Raw genomic sequence first — 12,466 nt, 5'->3', positions numbered from 1 at the left:
GCGACGCCGCCCTCTTGAAGTGTTGGAGCATTGGATGCACAACCGTCAGATCCGCACCGGCTTTCCCCTTGCAACGTCTTGCGGCCCTCGTTGGCCGGCCGCGGCCCGGCTGGCCGCCATTGCGGCGCTGGCCGCCGGCCTGGCGGGATGCAGCTTCAATTCGCCCGATGCCGCCAGCGGTTCCCAATCGGTCGGGATCGAGGGCGTCACCGCGCAACAGGCGCGCGGCATCGCCCGCGAAGCGTATCTGTACGGCACGCCCATGGTCGCCAGCTACCAGACCATGTACGCCTTCAATATCGACAAGAACAATCCGCAGTACAAGGGCCCCTTCAATACCGTCAACAGCATTGCGCGCGTCTTCGGCCCCGAAGACACGGCCTTCGTCACGCCCAACTCCGACACCCCGTACTCGTTCGCGGTGCTGGACCTGCGCGCCGAGCCCGTCGTCATCACCGTGCCGCCGATGGAGCAACGCCGCTACTTCGTGCTGCAACTGATGGATCTGTACACCTACAACTTCGCCTACATCGGCAGCCGCGGCACCGGCAACGGCGGCGGCAGGTTCCTCGTCGCCGGCCCGCGCTGGAACGGCAAGGTGCCGCCCGGCATCACCAAGGTCTTCAGATCGGAAACCGAGCTGGTCAACATGGTGGGGCGCACCCAGCTCTTCAACGCCGCCGACCTCCCGAACGTCAAGCGCATCCAGTCGCGCTACCGGATCCAGACGCTGTCCGCCTTCCGCAAGCAGCGCGCGCCCGCGCCGGCGGCGGAAGTGGACTGGATACCCGCCGAGCCGCCCGCGCAGCTACGGACCTCGCTGGAGTTCTACCACCAACTGGCCTTCCTGCTGCAATTCGCGCCCGCGCATCCATCCGAGAGGTCGCTGCGGGAACGCTTTGCCAGCATCGGCCTTCGGCCCGGCGAACCCTTCGATATCGAGAACATCAACCCCGCGCTGCGCCGCGCCTTGCAGGAAGGCATGCACGACGGCCAGAACGCTATCGACAGGAACCGCGAGGCCCTGGACGGCAAGACCGACGCGCTGTACGGGGACCGCGGCACGCTGAAGAACGACTACCTGGCGCGCGCCACCGGCACGCAGGTCGGCATCGGCGCCAACAGCCGCGAAGAGGCCCTGTATCCCGTGCTGGAAAAGGACGGCAACGGCCAGCCCCTGGATGGCAGGAACAAGTACACCCTGCGCTTCGCCCCGCGCGGCCTGCCGCCCGTCAACGCGTTCTGGTCCATGACCGTGTACCGGCTGCCCGATCAGCAACTGGCGGCCAACCCCATCAAGCGTTACCTGATCAATTCGTCCATGCTGCCGTCCCTGAAGCGGGACGCGGACGGCGGGTTGACGATCCACATCCAGGCGGAGTCGCCGGGCAAGTCCAGGGAATCCAATTGGCTGCCCGCGCCGCAAGGCCCGTTCATGGTGGCGTTGCGGTACTACTGGCCGAAGCCTGCGCTGCTGGACGGCAAGTGGGTGTCGCCGGAGATCAGGCGGGTGGCAAGATAGCGGCATGAAGCGCAACTTCAACATCCACGACCTGCGTATTTTCTACACGGTGGTCATGACCGGCTCCACCCGGCAGGCCGCGCAAGTCATGCACCTGACGCAGCCGGCGATCAGCCACGCCATTTCGCGCCTGGAAGGCGCCACCGGCGTGCAGTTGTTCGATCGTTCCCACAAGACCCTGCGGCCGACGGAGGCCGGGCAGTACCTCTACAGCGAAGCGAAGTTCGTGCTGGACGAACTGGTCCGCATCGACGAGGCGCTGCACAGCATCGAACAGTTCGGCGGCCGCGGCCTGCGGATCGCCTCGTCGCCGGCGCTGGCGCTGGGCTACGCGCCCGACGCCGTGCGGCGCTATCTGGATGCGAACGGCACGCGGCCGTTCTCCATCGACATCGAATCGTCCGTGCAGGCGATCAGCGCCGTCGAGACCATGCGCGCGGACTTCGGCCTCAGCGCCGTGAGCCGCGAGAGCCCGCGCCTGAACTTCATGCCCTTCCTGCGCGCCTACGTCATGGCCATCGCGCACCGCGAGCATCCCCTCGCGGGCCGGGACGTGATCGCGGTCGGCGACATCCCGCCCGAAACCTACGTCAAGCCGCTGTGGTCCGACTACGTTGTCGCGCAGGGAAACATCGCGGATTCGCTGATCCTGCGCTCCGGCATGCGCGCGCACATGTCCCTGCTGCCAGGAACTGTCCGGGCCGTGAAGGGCATCAGCCTGGTGAACGCGCTGTCCGCCTGGGACATCGCGGCCGCCTATCCCGACCTGGTGGTGCGGCCGCTGGCCTCCCGGCAGTGGTACGACTTCCTGCTCATCGCCCGCCGGGAAGCGCAGAACCAGGACCTGGCCGAACGCCTGCTGGACGCGCTGCGCGCCACCGCCGATGAGCGCCGCGGCGGCGTCTACGCGCAGACCATCGAACTGCTGGGCTGACTAGTCCGCCGGCGGCTGCCAGGGCAGGGATTGCAGGTCGCCGTCGATGCTGATCGCCTGCCCGCTGACCATCGCCCCGAACGGGCTGGCCAGGAACAGCGCCATGTTGGCGATGTCCGCGGCGCGCACGAACTGCCGCAGGCTGACGCCGGACAGCTCCAGCCGGGTTTCTTCTTCGACCGTCAGCCCCATGTTCTTCGCCCGCGCCTCGATCACCCGTTCGATCCGCGGCCCCGCCACCAGCCCCGGCAGCAGCGCATTGACGCGGATGCCGTAGCCGCCCAGCTCCACCGCGAGCGACCGCGTCAGCCCCACCACGCCCCATTTGGTCGCGGCGTAGGGCGTGCGCATCGGCACGCCCATGCGGCCCGCCACCGAGCTGATGTTGATGATGCTGCCGCCGCCGGCCGCGCGCAGCGCCGGCAGCGCGTGCCGCACCGTGTGGAACTGCGAGGCCAGGTTGATGTCCAGCGTGGCGTCCAGTTCCTGCGGCGCGATGTCGGCAATGCCGGCCGTCGGGCCGGCGATGCCGGCGTTGTTCACCAGCACGTCCAGGCCGCCCAGGTGTGCCAGCGCTTCCTGCATATAGCGGTCGACTTCCTCGCGCCGGCTCACGTCGGCCTGCGCCCGCGGATGGGGGCAGGCCGCCAGGGCCTGTTCATCCACGTCGCAGACGTGCACCCGGGCGCCGCGTTCGGCGAACGCGGCGGCGATCGCCGCGCCGATGCCGGCCGCGCCCGCGGTCACGATGACGCGCTTGCCGGACAGGTCCACGGGCAGCGCGGAGATATCGCCCGGGACGTGGCTCTTGATGGTCATGCGAATTCCTTCTCGTGTTGCGGGATCAGGGCTTCATCAGGCGGCAGGTCGATTCCTGGGGCGAGGTATAGACCTGGTCGCCGGGCACGCGCGCCACCAGCTTGTAATAGTCCCACGGCGCCTTGGATTCCGACGGCGCCTTCACCTGCATCAGGAACATGTCGTGCACCATCAGCCCGTCGGCGCGGATCTTGCCGTCCTTGGCGAAGAAGTCGTTCACCGGATTCGCCTTCAGCCACTTCATGATCGTATCGCCATCGGTGCTGTTGGTGGCGGCGACCGCCTTCAGATAGGTCGCCGTCGCGGAATAGTCCCCCGCCTGCAGCATCGACGGCTTTTTCTTCATGCGTTCTTCGAAGCGCGCCGCCCATTGCCGCGAGGGTTCGTCCTGGTCCCAGTACCAGGCCGTCGTCAGGTACATGCCCTGGGCGGCCTGCAGGCCCAGCGCGTGGACGTCCGTAATCAGCACCAGCAGGCCGGCGATCTTCATTTTCGGAGTCAGCCCGAACTCGGCGGCGGCCTTCACCGCGTTGCTGGTGTCGCTGGCCGAATTCGCCAGGCCCAGCACCGAAGCGCCCGATGCCTGCGCCTGCAGGATGAACGACGAGAAATCGGCCGCGTTCAGCGGATGGCGGACCCGTCCCTTCACGTTGCCGCCGTCGGCCTGCACCACCGCCGACGCATCGCGCTCCAGCGCGTGGCCGAACGCATGGTCCACCGTCAGGAAGTACCAGTCCTTGTTTCCTTCCTTCATCATGGCCCGCGCCGTGCCGCGGGCGAGAGAAACCGTGTCGTACACGTAATGCACGGTATAGGGCGTGCACTGCGCGTTCGTCAGTTCCGAGGCCCCGGCGCTTACCACGAAGAACGGCGTCTTCTTTTCTTCGGCCACTTTCGCCATCGCCAGCGCCGCCGCGGAGTTCGCGCCCGCGATCAGCATGTTCACGCCTTTCTGGTCGAGCCATTCCCGGGCGCGCGACGAGGCGATGTCGGCGCGGTTCTGGTGGTCGGCCACCAGAACCTCCACCTTCTTGCCGGCCACGGCTCCGCCCAGGTCGGCCACCGCCATCTTGATCGCCTCCGCGCCGCCCGGGCCGTCCGCGTCCGCGGACAGCCCCGACATGTCGGTGATGAAACCGATGCGGATCACCTCGTCGGCCTGCGCCGCGCCGGCCATGCCGAACAGGGCGGCCAAGGCGGCCGCGCACAATGTCTTTTTCATGTCTAGTCTCCCCTCTGGATGGAATCGTTCGTCAGAACGCGACGTTGTCGCGGCCCTTGAGTTGCAGCGTTTCGCGCGCTTCATCGGGCGTGGCGATCCGCAGCGACAGATCTTCCAGGATCCGCCGGATCCGGCGCACCTGGTCGGCATTCGACCGCGCCAGTTCGCCAGGCCCGTCCCACAGCGAATCCTCCAGCCCCACGCGCACGTTCCCGCCCATGGTCGCGGCCATCGTCGCCAGCGGCGTCTGCTTGCGCCCGGCGGCCAGCACCGACCAGATGTAGTCGTCCCCGAACAGCCGGTCGGCCGTTCGCTTCATCATCGCCACGTCTTCGGGATGCGTGCCGATCCCGCCGCGTATGCCGAACACCGACTGGATCAGGAAGGGCGGTTTCAGCAGCTTGCGGTCCACGAAATGCGCCGCCGTGTACAGATGCCCGATGTCGTAGCACTCGATCTCGAAGCGCGTGCCGTTGTCGCCGCAAGCCGTCAGGATGTGCTCGATGTCCTTGAACGTGTTCTTGAAGATCAGGTCGCTGCTGTTTTCGAGATAGGGGCGCTCCCAGGCGTGCTTGAATTCCTTGAAGCGTTCGAGCAGCTCGTACATGCCGAAATTCATGGACCCCATGTTCAGGGACGCCACTTCCGGCTTGAACCGCAGCGCCGGCGCCATGCGGTCGGCCAGGGGCAGCACCGGGGAGCCGCCCGTCGTGATGTTGATCACCACGTCCGAGGCCTGCTTGATGCGCGGCAGGAATTGCGCGTACAGGGCAGGGTCCTGGGTGGGCTGCCCGGTGTCCGGCTTGCGCGCATGCAAGTGCACGATGGCGGCGCCGGCCTCGGCGGCGTCCAGCGCGGACCGGGCGATCTCGTCGGGCGTGACGGGCAAGTGAGGCGACATCGACGGCGTATGGACCGAGCCGGTGATCGCGCAGGTGATGATGACCTTGTTCCTGGATTTTTTCATGGGCCTTGGGCGCGCGCGCCGCGCACGCGGTTCAGTGGATTCTTGTGGCCCCGGCTGTCTCCTCCGGGCGTGGCCCATTCTGTCGCAGGCCTCCGGCCCCTGTCACCTGAACAGAAATAATCAATTGATAGGGTTTCCGGTGCTGCGGTGCAGCGTAAAACCGCAGCCCGCGCGGGATTCCGGCCGCCGGCCCGGCGTGGCTGCAATACAATCTGCATAGGTCGAAACGCGGTTTCGACGACCTGACCGGATTACGCGGAACGCGCCCCTCATGCTTCATCGTCCGACTTCCCGCCCGCTGCGGGCCATGCCGCCCGCGTGCAGCCAGACTCCCCATCGCAGGACGCCGTCATGAGCCATGTGCTGGCGGTGGATCTGGGCGGCACGCGTTTCCGCGCCGCGCTGGTGGACGGCGGAGGCGGGATCGTCCATGCCTGCCACATCGACAGTCCGGCCGGTATCGCGGACCGGCCCGGCTGGGACGAGATCGACCCCGATGCCTGGTGGCGCGGCCTGCGGTCCCTGTCCGACACCCTGGCCGCGCAGGCCGGCGCCGCATTCGGCGCGGTCGAGGCCATCGCGATCTGCGGCGTCACGCGCACGCAGGTGTTCATCGACGCGCAGGGCGCGGCCATCCGGCCCGCCATCACCTGGCGCGACACCCGCGCGGCCGCGGACGTGGGAGCATGGCTCTCGCCCATGCCGGCCTCGCATCCCGAGTGCGGCCAGATCAATGCCTTTCATCCCTGGGCCCGCGTGGCCTGGCTGCTGCGCGCCGAACCGCAGCATGCGGCGCGGGTGCGCGCGGTGCTGGAACCCAAGGATTATCTGAACTTCCGCCTGACCGGGCGGGTGGCCAGCGACACGGTGTCCATGGCCCGGCTGGCGGCCGCCGCGGCGGCCCCGGCGCAAGGGCCCGACCTGCTCACCGCCGTGGGCGCCGATCCGGCCTGGGTGCCGCCCCTGCTCGATCCGCTGGCGGTCGTCGGGCCGGTGCAGGCCGGCCTGCCGGGCTCCCTGGCGCGCCTGGCGGGGCGTCCCGTGGTGGCCTGCGCCAACGACACCTGGGCCGCCGTGGCGGGCCTGGGCGCCTTGCGGCCGGGCTATGCCTACAACATCTCGGGCACCACCGAAGTCTTCGGCGCCGTGGGCGCCGAGCCGGTCCAGGCGCAGGGCCTGATGACCGTGGACTGGGGCGGCGGCCATCACCAGATCGGCGGGCCGGGCCAGAACGGCGCGGACACCGTCGCCTGGCTGCTGCCCTTGCTGGGCCGCCTGGGCGATGAAGGCATGGCCGGGGTCGGCGAGGCCATGGACGCGCTGCTGGACGCGCCGCGCGATCCGCAGCCGGCGCTGTTCCTGCCCTACCTGCAGGGCGAGCGCGTGCCGTACTGGGATCCGCACCTGCGCGGGGCCTTCCTGGGCTTGAACCGGCGCCATGGTCCGGGGGACCTGGCCTGGGCCGTGCTGGAAGGCGTGGCCTTCCTGAACCGCATCGTGCTGGAACGGGCCGAGGCCGCCCTGGGCGGCCCCGTGGGGGAAATCCGCTTCGGCGGCGGCGCGGCGTCCAACGCGCAGTGGTGCCAGGTCAAGGCCGACATCTGCGAGCGGCCCCTGGTCATCGGGCAGGCCGAACAGCCGGGCGTGCTGGGCGCGGCGGTGGCGGCATGGACGGGACTGGGCCGGTACGACAGCTTCGCGGCCGCCCAGGACCGGCTGGTGCGCGTGGCGCAGCGCTACGAGCCCCAGCCCGACCGGGCCCGCGCCTACCGCCGCATGTACGCGCAGTTCCGCGCCGCCGAAGCCGCGCTGGCTCCGGTGTCGCGGGCCCTGGCCGGCATCAGCATGCAGCCGCGGGTATAAACTACGACGCCATCGATGCCGGGCACGGGCCCGGCATCCGCACCATAATCAAAACGCAGCAAGGGTTGAGTCGATGCGCGGCATCCTGGAAAAATACGGCACGGCAATCGCGGGACTGGTCCTGGTCGGATTCTTCGCGTTGGCCGCGCCGAATTTCGCGGCGCCCAACAACCTCTTGAACATCGCCAAGGAAACCAGTTTCCTGGCCATCATCGCGCTGGGCTTCACGCTGGCGCTGGTGACCGCCGAACTGGACCTGTCGGTCGCCGACGTGGCCAGCCTGGCCGCCGTCGTCACCGGCGCCCTGGTCCATACCGGCCAGCCTGTGCTGCTTGCCATCGGAGCGGGCCTGGGCGTGGGGCTGCTTTGCGGCCTGGCCAACGGCGTCGCCGTGACGCGGCTGCGGGTGCCTTCCCTGATCGCCACCCTGGGCATGGCCGCCATGGCGCGCGGCTTCGCTTTCATGCTGACCGACGGCGTGTCCTACGTGGGCCGCTGGCCCGCCGCCTTCACCGACCTGGCCCGCGGCAAGCCCTTCGGCATCCCCGCCTTGGTGCTTTGGATGCTGGGCGCCGTGCTGTTGGCCTTTTTCCTGGTCAAGTGGACCCGCACCGGCGCCCGCATGACCGCCACCGGCGAGGCCGGCGAATCCGCCCGCCTGGCCGGCATCGACATACGCGCCATGAAGAGCATCGGCCTGGCCCTGTCCGGCCTGTGCGCGGGCCTGGCGGCCGTCCTGCTCACCGCCAGCCTGTCGTCCGCCGCGCCCAACATGGCCGGCGACTACTTCCTGTACGCGATCGCCGCCGTGCTGCTGGGCATGACCATGTTCAATCCCGGCCACGCCAACATCCCCGGTACGCTCGTCGCGGCGCTGATCCTGAAGGTGCTGGGCAACGGCCTGGTCCTGATGGGCGCGCCGTACTACGTGCAGGACATCGTGCTGGGCTTCATCATCATCGCGTCCGTCGCGGTGTCATCGGCCGTGCTGAAGAAAGCGGCCTTCAAATTCTGACCGGAAGGGGAAACCACCATGCGTAAATCCTTGACGCGCACCCTGGCGCTTGCCGCGTTCGCCGCGCAGGCGCTGGCCGCCAGCGCCGCCGCCCACGCCTTCGACGTGGGCATCGTCGCGTTCCAGATGTCTTCGGAAACCCACGCCCGCGTCGCCAACGCCGCGGCCGGCGCCGCCCGCGAAAAGGGCTGGACCGTCACCCAGTTGAACGCCGAGGGGTCCTTGCCCAAGCTGGCCGAGCAACTCGACACCCTGGTCAACAAGAAGGTCGACGCCATCGTCATCGCCATGGGCAAGCCCGTGGAAACCGACGCCCAGCTCCAGGCCGCGAAAGAAAAGGGCATCCCCGTGGTCGGCGTCATGTCCGGCGCCAGCCCGCACATGCTGTTCGACGTCGAGGTCAATGAATACGCCACCGGCGCCCAGTCGGTCCTGTACCTGCTGGGCAAGATGGGCTACCAGGGCAACATCCTGTCCGCCCGCTTCGACGGCAACTCCGGCACGCGCATCCGCGGCAAGATGCTGGACGCCGTCCTGACCGAGAACACGGCGGTCAAGGACCTGGCCAAGTTCAGCATGGCCCGCACCCAGAGCTGGCGCGACGACGTGCGCAACGGCATGCAGGCGCTGTTCCTGCGCCACCAGGGCCAGTTCAAGGGCGTCTGGGCCTCGTTCGACGGCCAGGCCTACGTCATCGACGACCTGCTCCAGGCCCAGGGCCTGAAGAAGGGCGACATCACCCTGGTGTCCGTCGACGGCGGCCCCGAAACGTATCGCCGCATCGCGGATCCGGCCAGCCTCATCACCGCCACCATGATGATTCCGTTCGAACAACTGGGAGCCACCGCCGTCGACGCCATCGACCGCATCGTCGTCAAGAAGGAGCCCAGGGAGAACATTGCCGCCGGCCCCTACCTCTTCATGGATTCCGTGCTGGTCGACGCCTCCAACGTCCAGAAATTCCTGCAACCCGCCAAGTAAGAGTCCAGCCGCCATGTCCGCCGCGTTGTCGCTACGCCAGATCAGGAAATCCTACGGCGCCGTCGAGGCCTTGAAAGGCATAGACCTGGACGTGCCGCAAGGCAAGGTCATGGCCATCTGCGGCGACAACGGCGCGGGCAAGTCCACGCTGATCCGCATCGTCTCCGGCGCGCAGGAACCCAGCGGCGGCGAACTCAGCCTGGACGGCGCGAAGGTGGTGTTCGCTTCGCCCCATGACGCGCTGGTGCAGGGCATCGCCACCATCTACCAGGACCTGGCGCTGGCCCCGCGCCTGTCCATCTGGGAAAACATCTTCATGGGCGCCGAACTGGTGCGCGGCGTGGGCCCGTTCAGCGTGCTGGACAAGCGCCGCATGGCGCAGGATGCGCGCGGCTACCTGCAGCGCCTGTCCGTGCCCATCGACGACATGGAACGCCCCGTCGAGCGCATGTCCGGCGGGCAGCGCCAGGCCGTCGCCATCGCCCGCGCGCTGCGCTGGGACGCCCGCGTCGTCATCATGGACGAACCCACCGCCGCGCTGGGCGTCAAGGAAACCGCGCTGGTGCTGAACCTGGTGCGCAAGCTGCGCGACGAAGGCCGCACCGTCATCCTCATCAGCCACAACATGGCGGATGTGGTCGCGCTGGCCGACCGCGTGGCGATCCTGAAGAGCGGCATGAAGGTCATCGAACGCGACGTGGCCGGGCTGGACGCGGATGCGCTGGCGCATATGGTGATGACGGGCAGGGAGTGATGCGGCTTCTTGCCGCTGGGCCAAAAAATAAAAAAGCCGCTGCCAGGGAGAGCCCGGCGGCGGCATTATTCTAAAAAGCAAGCGGAATCAGACCGGCGCTTCGTCCGCGTTGTAGCTGAAGAGCCACTCGTAGCGTTCACGCACACGGGTTTCGTTCCACTCGCGGTCTACATATTCGGCCGCGCCTTCCGCGTGCTCCAGCGCCGGATTGTGGAAGCGCCGCGCGTTTTCGGCCGAGCCGCGCACCACTCGCGATGCCCGCTCCACGCGCGCGGCTTCGTAGTGTCTGAAGGCCTGCGGAATATCGCCGGGCCGCGATTCCAGCGCGCGAGCGAGCACATAGCCGTCCTCGATCGCCATCGCCGCGCCGGAGGCCAGCGTGGGCAGCGTCGGATGGCAGGCGTCGCCCAGCAGCGTTATCCGGCCCTGCGACCATACCGGCAGTGGCTCGCGCAGCATCAGAGCCCACTTGTAGGGTTCGTCCAACGCATGGATCAGCGTCTGCACATCCTCATGCCAGCCCTGGAAGTCCCGGGCGCATTCCTCCACGCTGCCTCGCTCGGTCCAGGATTCCACCCGCCAATCGTCGCGCTCCAGAATGCCCACGAAGTTCACCAGCTTGCCCTGCCGCAGCGGGTAGTGGATCACGTGCGCGCCCGGCCCGACCCAGTTGCAGGCGTAGGGCTCGCGCAGATGCGCCGGCAGCTTCTCGGCCGGGATGACGCCGCGCCAGGCAACCGTGCCGGAGAACGTCGCGGCGTCCGCGCCGAATAGCGCCGCGCGTACCCGGGAATGCACGCCGTCGGCCCCGATCAGCGCCGTGCCATCTATGCGCTTGCCCGATTCCAGCGTCGCCGTGACGCCGCTTTCGTGCTGGGTGAATTCCGCAACGCGCGCGCCCAGCGTGATGGCCTCGGGATCATTGGCCATCACAGCGCTCGCGAGGATCTGATGCAGATCGGCGCGGTAAATCGTCAGGTACGGATAGCCGTAGCGGGCCACCGATTCCGCGCCCAGATCGAACAGCGGCCAGGTCCGTCCGCTGGACCACAGCCGGATGCGCTTGCCAGCCGTGGGGCGGGCGACTTCCATCAACGCGTCCTCCAGGCCCAACTGGTAGAGCACGCGGTTCGCGTTGGCGCTGAGCTGGATGCCGGCGCCGACTTCGCGCAGCACCTGCGCCTGCTCCAGCACGCGCACGCGCAGGCCGCGCCGCTGCAGGGCCAGCGCGGCGGTCAACCCGCCGAGGCCTGCGCCGGCGATTAGGAACAGGGGATCGGACGTCGATGTGTGAGACATATTGCTGCGTCGGAAGAAGGTTAGTCCGGCTTGATGCCGGCTTGTTTGACGACCAGGGACCACTTGTCCAGGTCGGTGCGGATCGACTGCGCGAACTGCTCGGGCGTATCGCCCACAGGTTCGAGGCCGAGGTCGGCGAGTTGGCGCTTGACCTCGGGATCGCGAGCCGCGGCGCCCAGCGCTTTGGTCAGCCGCTCGATAACCGGCTGCGGCGTATTGGCGGGGGCCATCAGGCCGAACCAGGAATACGCTTCAAAGGGCTTGCCCAGCACTTCGGCAACCGTGGGGACATCGGGCAATTGCGGGTAGCGCTGAGCGCCGGTGACCGCGTAGGCGCGCAACTTTTGCGCCGCGATCTGCGGATACAGCAGCGTCACCGTGTCGAACAGCAGATCCACCTGGCCGCCCAGAACATCGCTCAGCGCCGGCGCGCCGCCGCGATACGGGATGTGCAGGATTTCCACGCCCGCGCTGCGGTCGAACAGTTCTGCGGTCAGATGGCCGACTGAACCGGTGCCGGCCGACGCCACCGTCAGCGGCTGGCGCCGCGAGAGATCGAGCAGTGCCTTCAGGTCCGGGCTGGGCAGGGCGGGGCGACTCACCAGAATGAGGGGGCCTCGCACCGCCATCCCGATCGGGGTAAAGGAAGCAATCGGGTCATAGTCCAGCTTAGGGTAGAGCGCCGGCGCAACCACCATGCTACTGGTGCCGCCCCATAGCAAGGTGTAGCCATCGGGCTGCTCGCGCGTGACCGAAGTCGTGCCTACGGAACCGCCCGCACCCGCGCGGTTTTCCACGATGACGGGCTGACCAAGCTGCTCGGCCATTGTCTTGCTGAACAGGCGCGCGCTCGTATCGGTCGGACCGCCCGGCGGGAAGGGCACCACCAGCCGGATGGGCTTTTCGGGGAAGGCCGCCAGCGCGGCGGACATGGGGGCAACGGCCGCGCATGCAATGGCGAACGCCGCGGCGATTCGCGGGGAAAGTCGGAACAAGTTCGTCTCCTGAAGGGAACTGCGCTTATTGTTTTGAGCCATCTCAATCGAAAGGCAACGCATTGATCTATTGCAACCTAAACGGATAAACAAGT

The 12,466-nt window shown here is 68.0% G+C and carries 11 protein-coding genes; 6 read left to right on the top strand and 5 right to left on the bottom strand.

What is annotated here, in order from left to right:
* Positions 1–34: 34 nt before the first annotated feature.
* Both WHX56_RS01355 and WHX56_RS01350 read left to right on the top strand, forming a co-directional pair.
* Positions 35–1,522, top strand: a complete 1,488-nt coding sequence (locus WHX56_RS01355; RefSeq protein ID WP_338880082.1) for a DUF1254 domain-containing protein — start codon at positions 35–37, stop codon at positions 1,520–1,522.
* Between the two features lie 4 nt (positions 1,523–1,526).
* Positions 1,527–2,456 carry a LysR family transcriptional regulator gene (locus WHX56_RS01350; protein ID WP_338880081.1) on the top strand — a complete coding sequence of 310 codons (930 nt, stop codon included), beginning with the start codon at positions 1,527–1,529 and terminating at the stop codon, positions 2,454–2,456.
* Here the strand turns inward: WHX56_RS01350 and WHX56_RS01345 are convergent, their stop codons facing one another.
* The 3 genes from WHX56_RS01345 to WHX56_RS01335 are packed head-to-tail and all read right to left on the bottom strand — an operon-like array spanning position 2,457 to position 5,464.
* Complete coding sequence (locus WHX56_RS01345; RefSeq protein ID WP_338880080.1) at positions 2,457–3,275, bottom strand: SDR family oxidoreductase; 819 nt, start codon at positions 3,273–3,275, stop codon at positions 2,457–2,459.
* A gap of 25 nt (positions 3,276–3,300) precedes the next feature.
* Positions 3,301–4,497, bottom strand: a complete 1,197-nt coding sequence (locus tag WHX56_RS01340) for an ABC transporter substrate-binding protein (RefSeq protein ID WP_338880079.1) — start codon at positions 4,495–4,497, stop codon at positions 3,301–3,303.
* A gap of 31 nt (positions 4,498–4,528) precedes the next feature.
* Entirely contained in the window at positions 4,529–5,464 is a 936-nt protein-coding gene (locus WHX56_RS01335) for a 3-keto-5-aminohexanoate cleavage protein (protein WP_338880078.1), read from the bottom strand.
* 351 nt (positions 5,465–5,815) lie between these two features.
* Here WHX56_RS01335 and WHX56_RS01330 point away from each other — a divergent pair, with 351 nt between their 5' ends.
* The 4 genes from WHX56_RS01330 (at position 5,816) to WHX56_RS01315 (ending at position 10,077) form a co-directional block, all read left to right on the top strand.
* On the top strand, positions 5,816–7,327 hold the full coding sequence (locus WHX56_RS01330) for an FGGY-family carbohydrate kinase (RefSeq protein WP_338880077.1): 1,512 nt from the start codon (positions 5,816–5,818) through the stop codon (positions 7,325–7,327).
* 73 nt (positions 7,328–7,400) lie between these two features.
* Complete coding sequence (locus WHX56_RS01325) at positions 7,401–8,342, top strand: ABC transporter permease (RefSeq protein ID WP_129240960.1); 942 nt, start codon at positions 7,401–7,403, stop codon at positions 8,340–8,342.
* An 18-nt stretch (positions 8,343–8,360) separates the two neighbouring features.
* The gene (locus WHX56_RS01320; RefSeq protein WP_338880076.1) at positions 8,361–9,323 is read left to right on the top strand and encodes a sugar ABC transporter substrate-binding protein; all 963 of its coding nucleotides are present in this window, start codon (positions 8,361–8,363) and stop codon (positions 9,321–9,323) included.
* 13 nt (positions 9,324–9,336) lie between these two features.
* Positions 9,337–10,077: an ATP-binding cassette domain-containing protein gene (locus tag WHX56_RS01315; RefSeq protein ID WP_338880075.1), complete on the top strand. Its 741-nt coding sequence runs from the start codon at positions 9,337–9,339 to the stop codon at positions 10,075–10,077.
* 87 nt (positions 10,078–10,164) lie between these two features.
* Here WHX56_RS01315 and WHX56_RS01310 read toward each other — a convergent pair whose 3' ends face one another.
* Together WHX56_RS01310 and WHX56_RS01305 are read right to left on the bottom strand one after the other, a co-directional pair.
* Positions 10,165–11,376: an FAD-dependent monooxygenase gene (locus tag WHX56_RS01310; RefSeq protein ID WP_338880074.1), complete on the bottom strand. Its 1,212-nt coding sequence runs from the start codon at positions 11,374–11,376 to the stop codon at positions 10,165–10,167.
* A gap of 20 nt (positions 11,377–11,396) precedes the next feature.
* Positions 11,397–12,371 (bottom strand): Bug family tripartite tricarboxylate transporter substrate binding protein, encoded by a 975-nt coding sequence (locus tag WHX56_RS01305; protein ID WP_244235022.1) that lies wholly within the window; start codon positions 12,369–12,371, stop codon positions 11,397–11,399.
* Positions 12,372–12,466: the final 95 nt, after the last annotated feature.

The organism is Achromobacter veterisilvae (assembly GCF_037619525.1).
Classification (GTDB): Bacteria; Pseudomonadota; Gammaproteobacteria; order Burkholderiales; family Burkholderiaceae_B; genus Achromobacter; species Achromobacter veterisilvae.
Note: the sequence above shows the minus strand (reverse complement) of the source record. Positions and strands in the feature narration are given on the sequence as shown.

Coding starts and splice junctions, on each gene's coding strand:
- WHX56_RS01355 (WP_338880082.1), top strand. CDS start 35: ATGCACAACCGTCAGATCCGCACCGGCTTTCCCCTTGCAACGTCTTGC.
- WHX56_RS01350 (WP_338880081.1), top strand. CDS start 1,527: ATGAAGCGCAACTTCAACATCCACGACCTGCGTATTTTCTACACGGTG.
- WHX56_RS01345 (WP_338880080.1), bottom strand. CDS start 3,275: ATGACCATCAAGAGCCACGTCCCGGGCGATATCTCCGCGCTGCCCGTG.
- WHX56_RS01340 (WP_338880079.1), bottom strand. CDS start 4,497: ATGAAAAAGACATTGTGCGCGGCCGCCTTGGCCGCCCTGTTCGGCATG.
- WHX56_RS01335 (WP_338880078.1), bottom strand. CDS start 5,464: ATGAAAAAATCCAGGAACAAGGTCATCATCACCTGCGCGATCACCGGC.
- WHX56_RS01330 (WP_338880077.1), top strand. CDS start 5,816: ATGAGCCATGTGCTGGCGGTGGATCTGGGCGGCACGCGTTTCCGCGCC.
- WHX56_RS01325 (WP_129240960.1), top strand. CDS start 7,401: ATGCGCGGCATCCTGGAAAAATACGGCACGGCAATCGCGGGACTGGTC.
- WHX56_RS01320 (WP_338880076.1), top strand. CDS start 8,361: ATGCGTAAATCCTTGACGCGCACCCTGGCGCTTGCCGCGTTCGCCGCG.
- WHX56_RS01315 (WP_338880075.1), top strand. CDS start 9,337: ATGTCCGCCGCGTTGTCGCTACGCCAGATCAGGAAATCCTACGGCGCC.
- WHX56_RS01310 (WP_338880074.1), bottom strand. CDS start 11,376: ATGTCTCACACATCGACGTCCGATCCCCTGTTCCTAATCGCCGGCGCA.